This is a genomic window from Serratia grimesii (genome assembly GCF_900186025.1).
Lineage (GTDB): Bacteria > Pseudomonadota > Gammaproteobacteria > Enterobacterales > Enterobacteriaceae > Serratia > Serratia grimesii.
In genome coordinates this window covers 4,720,343-4,736,569 of sequence record NZ_LT883155.1, presented here as the reverse complement: position 1 = coordinate 4,736,569, position 16,227 = coordinate 4,720,343, and the positions used below count along the sequence as shown (strand labels likewise).

Sequence of the window (16,227 nt, the reverse complement as noted above, 5' to 3'; positions counted from 1 at the left end):
CGTTCCGAGATTGGTTCTGATGGCTACGTGAGGTAGCGGTTAGGATGAAACAGAATTTGCCTGGCGGCAATAGCGCGGTGGTCCCACCTGACCCCATGCCGAACTCAGAAGTGAAACGCCGTAGCGCCGATGGTAGTGTGGGGTCTCCCCATGCGAGAGTAGGACACTGCCAGGCATCAAATTAGTGTGCTGATATGGCTCAGTTGGTAGAGCGCACCCTTGGTAAGGGTGAGGTCCCCAGTTCGACTCTGGGTATCAGCACCACTTTTATTAAAGTGGGTTTAGAAGTTCGGCAAAAAAGAATTAAAGAATTTGCTTGGCGGCAATAGCGCGGTGGTCCCACCTGACCCCATGCCGAACTCAGAAGTGAAACGCCGTAGCGCCGATGGTAGTGTGGGGTCTCCCCATGCGAGAGTAGGACACTGCCAAGCATCAATTAAGCCAAGAGGCCATCCGAAAGGATGGCCTTTTTGCTTTGTATCGACCAACAACGTACGATTTTCCGCCTGTTTCTAAGCAATGAAACATTTTCACCTTCCCGTTGAATACTCGACATTGTGCTAAAAAAGCGCTATCTTCGGGCATCTAGAAGTCTAAACGTTTAAACGGATGTGTGAGGATTAAGCAATGCCGATTCGTGTTCCTGATGAGTTACCTGCGGTTAGTTTCTTGCGCAATGAGAATGTCTTTGTGATGACATCCTCACGGGCAAAAAACCAGGAAATCAGGCCGTTGAAAGTGCTGATCCTTAACCTGATGCCAAAGAAGATCGAGACGGAAAATCAGTTTTTACGCCTGCTTTCCAACTCTTCGCTGCAAATTGACATTCAGCTGTTGCGTGTCGACAGTCGTGAATCGAAGAACACGCCTGCGGAGCATCTGAACAATTTTTACTGTGATTTTGAAGACATTCAGGATGAGAACTTTGATGGTCTGATTGTAACGGGCGCCCCGTTAGGACTGGTTGATTTTTGTGATGTGGCTTATTGGCCCCAGATTGAACGGGTCATCGATTGGGCTAAGAACCACGTGACATCCACGTTGTTCGTGTGTTGGGCGGTCCAGGCTGCATTGAACATTCTGTATGGTATCCCGAAGATGACGCGAGAGGTGAAACTCTCCGGTGTTTATCAGCATCAAACACTACAGCAGCATGCACTGCTAACCCGTGGCTTTGATGATACCTTCCTGGCTCCTCATTCACGCTATGCGGACTTCCCTACGGAAATTATCCGGCAGTACACGGATCTGGATATCTTGGCAGAGTCGGAGCAAACGGGGGCTTACCTATTTGCCAGCAAAGATAAACGGCTGGCATTTGTAACCGGTCATCCAGAATATGATGCTTTAACGCTGGCTGGTGAGTATTGTCGTGATAACGATGCCGGTCTTAATCCTGTAGTGCCACTGAATTACTTCCCCGATGATAATCCTGAACTCACACCAAAAGCCTCTTGGCGTAGCCATGGACATCTGTTGTTCACTAACTGGCTCAACTACTATGTTTACCAGATCACCCCGTACGATCTGCGTCATATGAACCCGACCCTCGAGTAACACTTCTTCCTAAAGCGGCGGCTGAATCGAGGCCGCCGACGTCATGCCTACCCGAAGCATCTTCCTTTGTACCCTCCCTATTTCAGTGAAAATCATTCTATAACAATCACTTAATTCTATTTATTAACACTAATGGAACCGGTTTCCTTACCTGGGGTTATTGTTATTTTCATTAACCAATTGATAATAAAAGGTTAATAAAATATTTAATAATAAAATGGAAATCGTTTTTGATTTTTATTTTTAGTTGAGTATTCTTAGATCCAGAGAGAAGAGATCTGACCAGTTAAGGATCGTTTTATATGCACCGATCCACACTGATTTCTGACGAAGATGCGCTGGCTTAACAACAACGGTAGCGCGCAACGATGGGAAGGAGCAAGACAATGACGCAACAGATAGTAGGCACGGAGTTAACGTTTACGCAGGGTTTCACTGCTGCTGAGCGACAGGTGTTGACGGATGACGCGGTCGAATTCCTGGCGGAACTGGTGAGTAAATTTACTCCACAGCGCAACAAACTATTGGCTGCGCGCGCCTGCTGGCAGCAGAAGATCGATCATGGTGATCTTCCTGATTTCATTTCGGAAACTGATTCCATTCGTAATGGCGATTGGAGGATCCGAGGTATCCCCGATGATCTGCGTGATCGCCGGGTAGAAATTACCGGCCCTGTTGAACGCAAGATGGTGATCAATGCCCTGAATGCCAATGTGAAGGTGTTTATGGCGGATTTTGAAGATTCGTTGGCACCGAGCTGGGACAAAGTTATCGACGGCCAGATTAATCTTCATGACGCGGTGAACGGTACCATCTCTTATACCAACGACGCTGGCAAAATTTATCAGTTGAAGCCTAACCCAGCAGTATTGATTGCCCGGGTGCGCGGCTTGCACTTGCCGGAAAAACACGTGCTGTGGCAGGGCGAAGCTATCCCCGGCGGTCTGTTCGACTTCGCTCTGTATTTCTTCCACAACTACCGCCAATTGCTGGCCAAAGGCAGCGGACCTTATTTCTATCTGCCAAAAACCCAGTCTTGGCAGGAAGCCGCTTGGTGGAGTGAGGTCTTCAGCTTCACTGAAGATCGTTTTGAACTACCGCGTGGCACCATTAAGGCGACGGTGCTGATCGAAACACTGCCGGCGGTGTTCCAAATGGACGAGATCCTGTATCACCTGCGTGATCATATTGTTGGGCTGAACTGCGGCCGCTGGGATTACATCTTCAGCTATATCAAAACGTTGAAAAATCATGGTGACCGGGTATTGCCGGATCGTCAGTCGGTCACCATGGATAAATCTTTCCTCAGCGCCTATTCCCGATTGCTGATCAAGACTTGCCACAAGCGTGGTGCCTTTGCCATGGGCGGTATGGCGGCGTTTATCCCTAGCAAAGACGCTGAGAAAAATGCCTGGGTGCTGAATAAGGTACGAGCAGATAAAGAACTGGAAGCTACTAACGGGCATGACGGTACTTGGGTGGCCCATCCGGGGTTGGCTGACACCGTGATGGACGTGTTCAGCCGGGTACTCGGCGAGCGCCGCAACCAACTGGAGGTGCTGCGTGAAAATGATGCGCCTATCAGTGCTGCGCAGTTGCTGGAACCCTGCGACGGGGAGCGAACTGAGGCTGGTATGCGTGCCAACATCCGCGTGGCGGTGCAATACATCGAGGCCTGGATCTCTGGCAACGGTTGTGTGCCGATTTACGGTCTGATGGAAGATGCGGCAACGGCGGAAATCTCACGTACGTCGATCTGGCAATGGATCCATCACGAAAAGAGTTTAAGTGATGGTCAACTGGTGACCAAGGCGCTGTTCCGTCAGATGCTGAAAGAAGAAATGCTTGTGATACGTGAAGAAGTCGGTGAGGCGCGTTTTAACGCAGGCCGATTTGAAGAAGCTGCACACCTGATGGAGCGTATTACGACACAAGACGAGCTAATCGATTTCCTGACTTTACCTGGCTATGAGCTCCTGGCCTAAATCCGTTCCTGACCATTAACCCTACATTATTGAAAAGGATAAAAATTATGTCTACCTCTCGTGCTCAACAGATTCAACAACTGGAACAGGAATGGAAATCGGCCCGCTGGGAGGGTATCACCCGCCCGTACAGTGCAGAAGATGTCATTAATCTACGTGGTTCGGTAAACCCGGCTTGTACACTGGCGCAAAACGGTGCCGCTAAGCTGTGGGAGCTGCTTCACGGTAAAGCACGCAAGGGTTATGTCAACAGCCTGGGTGCGCTGACCGGCGGCCAGGCGTTGCAACAGGCCAAGGCGGGTATTGAGGCAATCTACCTGTCTGGCTGGCAGGTGGCGGCGGATGCTAATACTGCGTCTGCGATGTATCCGGACCAATCGCTGTATCCGGTTGATTCCGTGCCGGCAGTGGTTGAACGTATCAACAATACTTTCCGCCGGGCGGATCAGATCCAATGGGCCAATAAAATTGAGCCGGGCAGCAAGGGTTATACCGACTATTTCCTGCCGATTGTCGCCGATGCCGAAGCCGGGTTTGGTGGCGTGCTAAATGCTTTTGAATTGATGAAAGCGATGATCGAAGCCGGTGCTGCCGGGGTGCATTTTGAAGATCAGCTGGCTGCGGTGAAGAAGTGCGGTCATATGGGCGGTAAAGTGCTGGTGCCAACCCAGGAGGCGATCCAAAAACTGGTTGCTGCCCGTTTGGCTGCAGACGTGCTCGGTGTGCCGACGCTGGTCATCGCGCGTACTGATGCGGATGCCGCAGATTTGCTGACCTCTGACTGCGATCCTTACGACAGCGAGTTTGTGTCCGGCGAGCGTACTGCCGAAGGCTTCTTCCGTACCCATGCAGGTATTGAACAGGCGATCAGTCGTGGTCTGGCGTACTGCCCGTACGCTGATCTGGTGTGGTGCGAAACCTCGACCCCGGATTTGCAGGCAGCCAAGCGTTTTGCCGATGCAATTCATGCCAAGTTCCCAGGAAAACTGCTGGCGTACAACTGCTCACCGTCGTTCAACTGGAAAAAGAATCTGGACGATCAGACGATTGCTCGCTTCCAGCAAGAGCTGTCGGCGATGGGCTACAAGTATCAATTCATCACGCTGGCAGGCATTCACAGCATGTGGTTCAACATGTTTGACCTGGCTCACGCTTATGCACAGGGCGAAGGCATGAAGCACTACGTCGAGAAAGTCCAGCAGCCGGAGTTCGATGCCGTGGCTCGCGGTTATACCTTTGCCTCACACCAACAGGAAGTGGGCACCGGTTACTTCGACAAGGTAACCACCATTATTCAGGGCGGCGCTTCCTCAGTGACGGCATTAACCGGTTCGACGGAAGAACAGCAGTTCTGATGCAATCACGCTGATAATAGGTACCCCAGAGCCTGCTTATGCAGGCTCTGTTTCCTGGCGGGAGGTAAGGATGGCGGCAAAACTGGAACTGTTGATCGCACAGACGATTCTACAGGGCTTTGATGCACAATATGGCCGCTTCCTGGAAGTGACCGCCGGTGCGCAGCAACGTTTTGAACGGGCTGATTGGTCGGCAGTGCAACTGGCGATGAAAAAGCGTATCCACCTATATGACCATCATGTGGGTCTGGTGGTGGAGCAGTTGAAGTGCATCACCGGGCAAAAGTACTTTGATGAAGATTTCCCGAGTCGGGTGAAGGCGGTATATACCGATCTGTTGCCGGAATACCCACGTTTTGAGATCGCTGAAAGCTTCTTCAATTCAGTCTACTGTCGGCTATTCAGGCACCGTGATCTGACGCCGGAAAAGCTGTTTGTATTCAGTTCTCAGCCCGAAGGGCGCTTTCGCGATATCCCACGCCCGTTATCGCGTGATTTCACCGCCAATGGCGACGTGTCAGAGATGTTATATAACCTGCTGACCGATTTGCCTTTGCGCCTGCCGTGGGAAAACTTATCGCGCGACATTGATTACATTACGTTGGCGTTGCAGCAGAGCTTCAGTGCGCAGCAATTGGCTAGCGCAACGTTCCAGATTGCCAATGAGCTGTTTTACCGTAACAAGGCAGCTTGGCTGGTCGGGAAATTGCGCGTGGCGGATACAGTCTATCCTTTTCTGCTGCCGATCCATCACAGTGATTCTGGCGCGTTGTTTATCGATACCTGCCTGACCAGCAAGGCTGAAGCCAGTATCGTGTTTGGTTTTGCCCGATCTTATTTTATGGTTTACGCACCTTTGCCCGCCGCCATGGTGGAATGGTTGCGTGAGATCCTACCGGGCAAGACGACCGCCGAGTTGTATATGGCAATCGGCTGCCAGAAACACGGAAAAACAGAATGTTACCGTGAATATCTGACATTTATGGCGGGTTCTCAGGAGCAGTTTATTATTGCCCCGGGGGTCAAAGGTATGGTGATGCTGGTATTTACCCTGCCGTCGTTTGATCGGGTATTTAAGGTGATCAAGGATGAGTTTGCGCCGCAAAAAGAGGTCACGCAGGCACAGGTCATGGCCTGCTACCAGTTGGTAAAAGAGCACGATCGCGTAGGGCGCATGGCGGATACCCAAGAGTACGAAAATTTTGTTGTCGACAAGGCGCGTCTCAGTCCCGATCTATTGGCCGAATTACAACGAGAGGTCCCGGACAAGCTGGAGGATCTGGGTGATCGCATCGTGATCAAACATCTGTACATGGAACGGCGCATGACGCCGCTGAATTTGTATCTTGAGCAGGCTAATGAACAACAGATGCGCGACGCGATTGAGGAATATGGTAATGCGATCAAGCAATTAGCCGCTGCCAATATTTTCCCCGGCGATATGCTGTTCAAGAACTTCGGCGTGACCCGACACGGGCGGGTGGTGTTCTACGATTATGATGAGATTTGCTACATGACCGAGGTGAACTTCCGCGATATACCGCCGCCGCGTTACCCGGAAGACGAACTGGCTAACGAGCCATGGTACAGCGTGTCACCGAATGATGTGTTTCCGGAAGAGTTCAGGCATTTCCTGTGCGGTGACCGGCGTATACGGCAGGTGTTTGAAGAGATGCACAGCGATCTGTTTGAGGCCGACTATTGGCGCGGGTTGCAGCAACGTATCCGCGATGGTCATGTGGAGGATGTCTTCGCTTACCGCAAAAAACGGCGTTTTAGCCAACGTAGCGGTGCGGCGCTGCCCGCGACATCGGCAACGGCGTAAGGGCGCGGAGTACCGCGCCCGGTACGGTTAGGCTTTCGCACCAGCAACGGCGGTACGCGCCAATTCGGTGATACGTGCGTAGTCGCTATTTTCTAAGGCATCTGCCGGCACCAACCAGGAGCCGCCAATGCACAACACGCTTTTCAGTGCCAAATAGTCACGGTAGTTGCTCGGTGAAATCCCGCCAGTTGGGCAGAAGCGCACTTGCGGGAATGGGCCGCTGATCGCTTGTAGAGCTTTTACGCCACCATTGGCTTCCGCAGGGAAGAATTTAAACTCACGCAGGCCATAGTCCATACCCAACATCAGTTCTGATACGGTGCAGATGCCGGGAATTAACGGAATTGAACCGGCAGTAGCTGCCTTCAGCAAATCGGCGGTCAGTCCCGGGCTGATAGCGAACTGTGCGCCAGCGTCGGTCACGTCTTGCAACTGCTGCGGATTAATGACGGTACCTGCACCGATAATCGCGTCCGGCACTTCTTTGGCAATGGCACGGATCGCGTCCATCGCGCAGGCGGTGCGCAGTGTCACTTCCAAAACCCGCACACCACCGGCTACCAGAGCTTTCGCCAAAGGTACTGCATGTTCCAGCTTGTTGATGACGATCACCGGCACGACCGGTCCAGCCATCAGGATCTGCTCTGCGCTTGTTTTCCAATTATTCATTAACGGTTTTCTCCAGTTTGGCCGCCGCCGTTGGGCTGCACGGCCATGCGACGGGTTAGAATTTAATGCAGCAGGCGCCTTGTTCGGCACCGGAAAGCTGGCTGCGTAAGGCGCTGAACAGTTCACGGCCACAGCCGATATGTTCCGCACTCAGATCAGGTTGATAAGGCGCACGCTCAGCCAAAATGTCGGCATCGACCAACAATGCCAACTCACCGGTGCGGCCATTGACGCGGATTACGTCACCGTTTTGTACCTTGGCGAGCATTCCGCCGGTGTAGGCTTCCGGGGTGACATGGATGGCGGATGGCACTTTGCCGGATGCGCCGGACAGGCGGCCATCGGTCACCAGCGCGACTTTAAATCCGCGGTCCATCAGCACACCCAATGGCGGCATCAGCTTGTGCAACTCAGGCATGCCATTAGCCTGCGGCCCCTGGAAGCGTACGACCACCACACAATCGCGATCCAGCTTACCGGCTTCGAATGCCGGTACGATGTCATGCTGGCTTTCAAATACGACTGCCGGTGCTTCGATAATCTGGTTGTCCGCCGGTACCGCCGAGGTTTTCATCACCGCCCGACCGAGATTACCGGCCAGCACCTTGGTCCCGCCGTGGTGCTCGAAAGGCTCGGCCACGCTGGCGATAACCTTGGCGTCGAGCGACGTTTCCGTGCCCTCACGCCAGGCCAGTTGGCCGTTATCCAGCCAGGGTTCCTGGGTGTAGCGTGTCAGGCCAAAACCGGCCACGGTATGTACGTCTTCGTGCAGCAGGCCGTGTTTCAACAGTTCGCGTACCACCAGGGCTACGCCGCCCGAGGCCTGGAATTGGTTGATGTCCGCCGGGCCGTTCGGGTAGATACGACATAACAATGGCACCGCGTCCGACAGCTCGGAGAAATCATTCCAGTTGATAATGATGCCGGCGGCGCGAGCCATTGCCACCATGTGCATGGTCAGATTGGTGGAGCCACCGGTAGCCAACAACGCAACGATACCGTTCACCACCACCTTCTCATCCACCAGTCGGCCGATCGGCAGGTAGTTGCCGGCGGTTTCGGTCAGGCGGGTTACCTGACGTGCGGCGGCATCGGTCAGCGCATTGCGCAGCGGCGTATCCGGGTGAACAAAGGAGGCGCCCGGCAGGTGCAGGCCCATCACTTCCATGACCATCTGGTTGGTGTTGGCGGTACCGTAGAAGGTACAAGTGCCGATGCCGTGATAAGAAGCGGCCTCGGCCTCCAGCAATGCCAGACGGTCGGCTTTGCCTTCGGCGTACAGCTGCCGTACGCGCACTTTCTCTTTGTTTGGCAAGCCGCTGCTCATTGGGCCGGCGGGAACAAACAGCGACGGCAAATGGCCGAAGGACAGGGCGGACATCACCAGCCCCGGCACGATTTTATCGCAAATGCCGAGGAACAAGGCGCCGTCGAACATATTGTGTGACAGGCCGATGGCGGAAGACATGGCGATCACGTCGCGGCTCATCAGCGACAGTTCCATACCGTCTTGCCCCTGGGTCACGCCGTCGCACATCGCCGGTACGCCACCGGCGACCTGTCCGACAGCGCCCACCGCGTGTAACGCCTTCTTCAACTGCTGCGGATAGTTTTCATAGGGCTGGTGGGCCGACAACATGTCGTTATAAGCGGTAATGATGGCGATATCGCTGCGAACCATATTTTTCAGCGCAGTTTTGTCATCCGGCTGGCAGGCGGCGAAGCCGTGCGCCAGATTGCCGCAGGCCAGTTGTGCACGGTGTACGGTTTGAGAGCGAGCCGCATCAATGCGTGCCAGGTAGGCGGCGCGGCTCGATTTGGAACGGTCGATGATGCGTTGTGTGACACGGGATAGGGTTGGATTAATCATACCTTCCTCACATGCTATTGTTATAGACGCCGCCTGTGGCGGTGCCCCCGGTGGTGAATTGCAGCCCTGATGTGCAAGGCCGGGGGCGCTGTTATGTCGTTATGGTGTTTTAAAACAGGGTGAAAGCAATCATGCCGATAATCCCGCCCACGCTACCCAGAATGGTTTCCATCACCGTCCAGGTTTTCAGCGTTTGCAGCTCATTGGCACCGGTAAATTTGCCGAACAGCCAGAAACCGGCATCGTTGACGTGGCTGAGGACGATAGACCCGCCAGCAATACAAATAGCCAGTGCAGCCAGTTGCCCGCCGCCGAGGCCCAGTTGGCTGGTTACCGGTAGCACCAGGCCGACGGTAGTCAGACAGGCCACGGTGGCAGATCCCTGGATCACGCGTACCATGGCGGACAGCACAAAGGCCGCGACGGCAATCGGCAGACCGGTACCGATCATGGCGTCACCCAATGCCGGGCCGACGCCGGAATCCACCAAAATCTGTTTGAATACGCCCCCGGCACCGGTCATCAGCAGGATGATCCCGGCAGGCTGGACTGCCGCTGAGCAGATGGCCAGCGTTTGCTCGTTGGTCATGCCGCGTGGTTTTGCCAGGCCATAAATCACGATCAAACAGGCGACTAAAATGGCGATAAACGGGTGACCAATAAACTCCAGCCACTGTTGTAACTGTGAGCCAGGTGTGACCAGACGGGCACCAATGGTCTTCATGCCGACCAGCACCAAGGGGCAGAGTACCAGCGCCAGACTCAGGCCAAATGACGGCAGGTTGGCGGTGTTCAATGTCGGTTCGTTTTCATCCGCTGGCATTGACCAGTTAACATAGCGGCTGATAAAGCTGCCGTATAACGGGCCTGCAATCAGCATGCCGAGGACAGCTGCGACCAGACCGATGGCAATCATCCAGCCAAAGTCGGCCTTCATTTGCGAAGCCAACAGCATCGGTACCGGACCCGGCAGCAAGAATGAAGCGGCGGCGGCGACACCGGCAAACAGTGGGATGGCGAGCTTAACGATGTTGCCGTCGGTGCGGCGTGCTACGGCAAACACGATGCCGATCAGTAGCACCACGGCCACGTCAAAGAACAGCGGAAGAGCACAGATCAAACCGGCAATGCCGAGCGCGTAGTGTGCCTTGCTTTGGCCGAAACGTTTCAGCAAATGCGCCGCAATTTGATCCAACGCACCAACTTCATGCAGTATTTTGCCGAACATTGCACCCAACGCGACGACAATAGCCAGGAAGCCCAGGGTGTCGCCCATACCTTTTTGCATGGTATCGGCGATGCGGTCCAGCGGCATGCCGGAGAAAATACCCGCGGCAATAGAAACCAACATTAACGCGACGAAGGCGTGCATACGCGCCTTCATCACCAAAAACAGCAGTAATAGAACCGAGCCGACTGCAGTACCGACCAGCGTTACAGTATTCACGCGCAGACGTCCTGTGGCAGGAAGCTCTGAATGTGCTTCACGGTATCGGCGATAACGCCTTCCAATGGTTGGTTGATGTCGACGGACATCACGTCGCTCTCATCAGCGCCCGGTTGTTCCAGCGCGGCAAACTGTGTCACCAGCATCTGTGGTTTAAAGAAGTGGCCATTACGCGCTGCCAGACGGGCCTCGATGACCGGGAAGTCGCCGTGCAAGTAGATGAACGACAAATTGCCATTACCGGCGCGAAGGCGATCGCGGTAGTGTTTTTTCAGCGCTGAACAGACGATAACCGAAACATTATTAGTACGTTGCATGGCGAAAGCGGCGTCGTTGAGTGCGGCCAGCCAAGGAGCACGGTCGTCATCGTTCAGTGGCTCGCCCGCGGCCATTTTTAGGATATTGCTGCGCGGATGCAGAAAATCACCGTCGAGGAACCCGGCAGACAGTTGGCGGGCAGCGGCGGCGGCCACGGCGGACTTACCGCTGCCGGAAACGCCCATGATGACGTAAATACGGTTTTGATTATTGGTCATGGCTTAGCTCCAAAACGACACGTGGCGTTACCGTGCATTCATTGTTACCGGTAACATGTTATCGGTAACATTGTCGAAGGAAGTTTCGCCAGTTGCAATCGGCTTTAACAGGCAGGATCGTTAACTGTGATCGACTTCAAGTTTTTACGGGGCGGGAGAAACAGGATTGGGACAGCGTTTTACATGCTGACAACAGCGAGAAAATAATGGGCGCAGAAGCTGCGCCCAAGCGCCGGGATTTATGCTTAACGCACGCCGCCGTACTCCAGGCTGATTTCTTTTGCTGCGTGGATCACTAATGCACCCAGTTCGATCACACGGTTGTCGGTGATGCGTGACACCGGACCGGAAATAGAGATAGCGGCAAAGGCTTCGTGGTGTTCATCGAAGATACAGGCCGCTACACAACGCAGGCCAAGTGCATGCTCTTCATCGTCAAAGGAAAAGCCTTGTTTGCGGATTTGCGCCAATCCTTCCTTCAGGTTGTGTGGTGTCAGGGTGTGCTGAGTATAGGTTTGCATACCCTTCTTATGCAGCAGTTGGGTGACCTGCTCATCCGGTAGAGTAGAAAGAAAGGCTTTACCGGCACCGGAGGCGTGCATAGGCAGTTTGCCGCCGATCGGCGCGGACATACGCATCAGCGCGGTGCATTGGACCTGATCGATAATAATTGCCTGGTACTCGCTGGTATCGAGCACAGCCAGGTTGACGGTTTCGCCGGACTCTTCCATCAGGCGGCGCAGTGTTGGGTGTACCATGGCCAGGAGATTGCGGCTCTGCAAGAAGCTGCTGCCGACGACAAAGGCATGAGAACCGAGGGTCCATAGGCCCAAATCACCGACCTGCCGAACAAATCCTTGTTGCTGCATGGTCGTGAGTAACCGATGTGTTGTGGAGTTCGGCAACCCGGCTTGTTGGGCCAGATCGGTCAACGCGACGTTGCCCTGAGCTTCGGCAATATATTCCAATAATTTCAGGCCACGGGTTAACGACTGCACCTGGCCGGTAGCCGCAGTGGCGGTCGGGGATGCAGCACGGGGCTTTTTGCCACGCTTGGCGGGAGCAGGGGTGACCATAATCCACATTCCTTTTTCCGTATGATGGAATTCATTTTCGTTTTTTGCGTATGAATTGCAAGCCGTCAATCAGCTCATCGGATCTGTTGCCTGGCAACCTGAAAAACTCTCAATTACCGCTCACGGCTTTATCCGCACAACCTGTGCTAGGATGGCTCGTTGGTTTTTGCAGCAGTTGGGCGATGGGCTGGATGGCAATTGAAGGGGTTACAGTGACAAATCGAGTAGAGCAACTGCGCCGGCAGTTAGCGCAGCGCATTTTAGTGTTGGACGGCGGTATGGGCACCATGATCCAGAGCTACCGTTTGGAAGAAAGCGACTTTCGCGGCGAACGTTTTGCTGATTGGCAGAGCGATCTGAAAGGTAATAACGACCTGCTGGTGTTGACCAAGCCTGAAGTGATCACCGCCATTCACTACGGCTACCTGGAAGCAGGGGCCGACATCCTCGAAACCAATACCTTCAACTCTACCTCGATCGCCATGGCCGACTACCACATGGAGTCGTTGTCTGCCGAGATTAACTATCAGGCCGCTTGCCTGGCACGTGCCTGCGCTGATGAATGGACGGCTCGCACCCCAGAAAAACCACGCTACGTGGCTGGCGTGCTGGGGCCGACTAACCGCACCGCCTCTATTTCACCGAACGTCAATGATCCGGCGTTCCGTAATGTTTCTTTCGATGAGCTGGTAGATGCCTACCGTGAATCGACACGTGCGCTGGTGGAAGGCGGTGTCGACCTCATCATGATCGAAACCATCTTCGATACCCTAAATGCCAAAGCCGCCGCCTTTGCGGTAGAAACTGAATTCGAAGCCCTCGGTGTCGCACTGCCGATCATGATTTCCGGCACCATCACCGACGCCTCTGGCCGAACCTTATCCGGCCAGACTACCGAAGCTTTTTATAACTCGATGCGCCACGTCAAGCCGTTGAGTTTTGGTCTGAACTGCGCGCTGGGTCCGGATGAACTGCGGCAATACGTTGCCGAACTGTCACGTATTTCGGAGAGTTACGTCACAGCACACCCTAACGCCGGTTTACCTAATGCATTCGGTGAATACGATCTGGATGCGCAAGAAATGGCGAAGCAGGTCGGGGAGTGGGCGCACGCCGGTTTCCTGAATATTATCGGCGGCTGCTGCGGCACCACGCCGGAGCATATTGCCGCTATGGTCAAGGCCGTGGCGGATGTGCCACCGCGCCAGCTGCCGGAGATCCCGGTAGCATGCCGCTTGGCGGGTCTCGAACCGTTGAATATCGACGCCAAAACACTGTTCGTCAACGTAGGTGAGCGTACCAACGTCACCGGTTCAGCGCGCTTCAAGCGATTGATCAAAGAAGAAAAGTACAGTGAAGCGCTCGCGGTTGCCCGTCAACAGGTGGAAAGCGGCGCCCAGATTATTGACATCAACATGGATGAGGGGATGCTCGACGCTGAAGCGGCGATGGTGCGTTTTCTCAACCTGATCGCTGGCGAGCCAGATATCGCCCGCGTGCCGATCATGATCGACTCCTCTAAATGGTCGGTGATCGAAAAAGGCCTGAAGTGCATTCAGGGCAAAGGCATCGTTAACTCGATCTCGATGAAAGAGGGCGAAGAGGCCTTTATTCACCACGCGAAGCTGGTGCGCCGTTATGGTGCCGCGGTAGTGGTGATGGCATTTGACGAAGTGGGCCAGGCTGATACACGTGAACGCAAATTCGAGATTTGCCGCCGCGCCTATAAAATTCTAACCGAGCGCGTCGGTTTCCCGCCAGAAGACATCATTTTCGACCCGAATATTTTTGCCGTTGCCACCGGTATTGAAGAGCATAACAACTACGCCGTCGACTTTATCGAAGCCTGCGCCGATATTAAAACTCATCTGCCGCACGCGATGATTTCCGGCGGTGTGTCCAACGTGTCATTTTCATTCCGTGGCAACGATCCTGTACGTGAGGCGATCCACGCGGTGTTCCTGTATCACGCGATCCGCAATGGCATGGATATGGGGATCGTTAACGCCGGGCAATTGGCGATCTACGATGATCTGACGGCAGAGCTGCGTGATGCGGTAGAGGACGTGATCCTCAACCGACGCGACGACGGTACCGAGCGGTTGTTGGACTTGGCGGAAAAATACCGCGGCAGTAAAGACAATGAAGTAGCGGTACAGCAGGCGGAATGGCGCGGTTGGCCGGTCGAGAAACGGTTGGAATACTCGTTGGTGAAAGGCATCACCGAGTTTATCGAGCTGGATACCGAAGAGGCCCGGCAGAGAGCAGATCGTCCGATCGAAGTGATCGAAGGGCCGTTAATGGCGGGTATGAACGTAGTCGGCGATCTGTTCGGCGAAGGCAAGATGTTCCTGCCGCAGGTGGTGAAATCCGCCCGAGTGATGAAACAGGCGGTGGCCTATCTTGAGCCGTACATTGAGGCCAGCAAGCAGAAAGGCTCTACGGCAGGAAAAATCCTGCTGGCGACGGTTAAGGGCGACGTGCACGACATCGGCAAAAACATCGTTGGCGTGGTGCTGCAATGCAACAACTATGAAATTGTCGATCTGGGCGTGATGGTGCCGACGGAGAAAATCCTGAAGACTGCGCGTGAGCAGAACGTGGATATCATCGGCCTGTCGGGGCTGATTACCCCGTCGCTGGATGAGATGGTCAACGTGGCGAAAGAGATGGAGCGTCAGGGCTTTACTCTGCCGTTGTTGATCGGTGGTGCTACGACCTCCAAAGCGCATACTGCCGTCAAGATCGAGCAGAACTACAGTGGCTCGACCACCTACGTACAGAACGCATCCCGTACCGTTGGCGTGGTGTCGGCCCTGCTTTCCGATACCCAGCGCGACGATTTTGTGGCGCGTACCCGTAAAGAATATGAAACCGTGCGCATTCAGCATGCGCGCAAAAAGCCGCGCACGCCGCCAGTTGATCTACAGAAAGCACGTGATAACGCCATGCCGCTGGACTGGGAAAATTACCAGCCACCGGTGCCGAAACAGTTGGGGGTTTATCCGGTTGAAGCCAGTATTGAAACGCTGCGTCATTACATCGACTGGACGCCATTCTTCATGACCTGGTCGCTGGCAGGCAAATATCCGCGCATTCTGGAAGATGAAGTGGTGGGTGAAGAAGCTAAGCGGTTGTTCGCCGACGCCAATCAGATGCTGGACATGTTGGCTGCTAACGGTAGCCTCAACCCGCGCGGTGTGTACGGTCTGTTCCCGGCCAACCGCGTCGGCGACGACGTGGAAGTGTATCGTGACGAAAACCGTGACGAGGTGTTGGTGGTCAGCCGACACCTGCGCCAGCAGACGGAAAAAACCGACTTCCCGAACTACTGTCTGGCGGACTTTGTCGCGCCGAAAAGCAGCGGCAAGGCCGACTACTTCGGTGCCTTCGCGGTGACCGGCGGTCTGGAAGAAGATGAGCTGGCGGCGGCCTATGATGCACAGCACGATGATTACAATAAAATCATGGTGAAAGCATTGTCGGATCGTTTGGCGGAGGCGTTCGCTGAATACTTGCACGAACAGGTGCGTAAGCTGCACTGGGGTTTTGCTACCGAAGAGAACCTGAGCAACGAAGAACTGATCCGCGAAAATTATCAGGGCATCCGCCCGGCGCCGGGCTATCCTGCCTGTCCGGAACACACCGAGAAAGCGGAAATCTGGCGTTTGCTGGACGTTAACCGCCATACCGGTATGGTGTTGACCGAATCCTTCGCGATGTGGCCAGGGGCTGCAGTGTCCGGCTGGTACTTTAGCCATCCGCAGAGCAAGTATTTTGCGGTGGCGCAGATTCAACGCGATCAGGTGGAGGATTATGCAGCACGTAAAGGCATGAGCGTCAGTGAGGTTGAACGCTGGTTGGCGCCTAACCTTGGCTATGACGCCGACTAAATCAGTGAGGGCGT

General features: G+C 54.4%; 10 protein-coding genes, 1 tRNA gene and 2 rRNA genes. 8 read left to right on the top strand and 5 right to left on the bottom strand.

Annotated features, from left to right (window positions below; genetic code table 11):
* Window positions 1-59: 59 nt before the first annotated feature.
* From rrf (SGBXF1_RS22045) to aceK, 7 genes are all read left to right on the top strand, one after another.
* Window positions 60-175 (top strand): 5S ribosomal RNA (gene rrf / locus SGBXF1_RS22045).
* 13 nt (window positions 176-188) lie between these two features.
* Window positions 189-264, top strand: a tRNA-Thr gene (locus tag SGBXF1_RS22040).
* A 51-nt stretch (window positions 265-315) separates the two neighbouring features.
* Window positions 316-431, top strand: a 5S ribosomal RNA gene (gene rrf / locus SGBXF1_RS22035).
* Between the two features lie 196 nt (window positions 432-627).
* On the top strand, window positions 628-1,557 hold the full coding sequence (metA, locus tag SGBXF1_RS22030; RefSeq protein ID WP_037426647.1) for a homoserine O-acetyltransferase MetA: 930 nt from the start codon (window positions 628-630) through the stop codon (window positions 1,555-1,557).
* Between the two features lie 386 nt (window positions 1,558-1,943).
* Entirely contained in the window at window positions 1,944-3,542 is a 1,599-nt protein-coding gene (gene aceB, locus SGBXF1_RS22025; protein WP_037426649.1) for a malate synthase A, read from the top strand.
* 47 nt (window positions 3,543-3,589) lie between these two features.
* The gene (gene aceA / locus SGBXF1_RS22020) at window positions 3,590-4,897 is read left to right on the top strand and encodes an isocitrate lyase (protein WP_037426651.1); all 1,308 of its coding nucleotides are present in this window, start codon (window positions 3,590-3,592) and stop codon (window positions 4,895-4,897) included.
* A gap of 70 nt (window positions 4,898-4,967) precedes the next feature.
* Window positions 4,968-6,722 carry a bifunctional isocitrate dehydrogenase kinase/phosphatase gene (aceK, locus tag SGBXF1_RS22015; RefSeq protein ID WP_186427553.1) on the top strand — a complete coding sequence of 585 codons (1,755 nt, stop codon included), beginning with the start codon at window positions 4,968-4,970 and terminating at the stop codon, window positions 6,720-6,722.
* Between the two features lie 27 nt (window positions 6,723-6,749).
* On the opposite strand, the gene SGBXF1_RS22010 is transcribed toward aceK, so the two are convergent.
* From SGBXF1_RS22010 to iclR, 5 genes are all read right to left on the bottom strand, one after another.
* Window positions 6,750-7,391, bottom strand: a complete 642-nt coding sequence (locus tag SGBXF1_RS22010; RefSeq protein ID WP_037426655.1) for a bifunctional 4-hydroxy-2-oxoglutarate aldolase/2-dehydro-3-deoxy-phosphogluconate aldolase — start codon at window positions 7,389-7,391, stop codon at window positions 6,750-6,752.
* A 55-nt stretch (window positions 7,392-7,446) separates the two neighbouring features.
* The gene (edd, locus tag SGBXF1_RS22005) at window positions 7,447-9,261 is read right to left on the bottom strand and encodes a phosphogluconate dehydratase (protein WP_186427552.1); all 1,815 of its coding nucleotides are present in this window, start codon (window positions 9,259-9,261) and stop codon (window positions 7,447-7,449) included.
* 109 nt (window positions 9,262-9,370) lie between these two features.
* Complete coding sequence (gntU, locus tag SGBXF1_RS22000; RefSeq protein WP_061807770.1) at window positions 9,371-10,708, bottom strand: gluconate transporter; 1,338 nt, start codon at window positions 10,706-10,708, stop codon at window positions 9,371-9,373.
* Window positions 10,705-11,244 carry a gluconokinase gene (gene gntK / locus SGBXF1_RS21995; RefSeq protein ID WP_037426661.1) on the bottom strand — a complete coding sequence of 180 codons (540 nt, stop codon included), beginning with the start codon at window positions 11,242-11,244 and terminating at the stop codon, window positions 10,705-10,707. Before gntK ends, gntU begins: the two co-directional genes overlap by 4 nt.
* Window positions 11,245-11,489: 245 nt before the next feature.
* Entirely contained in the window at window positions 11,490-12,320 is an 831-nt protein-coding gene (iclR, locus tag SGBXF1_RS21990; protein WP_061807951.1) for a glyoxylate bypass operon transcriptional repressor IclR, read from the bottom strand.
* Window positions 12,321-12,502: 182 nt separating this feature from the next.
* On the opposite strand from iclR, the gene metH reads away from it, so the two are divergent.
* Complete coding sequence (gene metH, locus SGBXF1_RS21985) at window positions 12,503-16,213, top strand: methionine synthase (RefSeq protein WP_115185231.1); 3,711 nt, start codon at window positions 12,503-12,505, stop codon at window positions 16,211-16,213.
* Window positions 16,214-16,227: the final 14 nt, after the last annotated feature.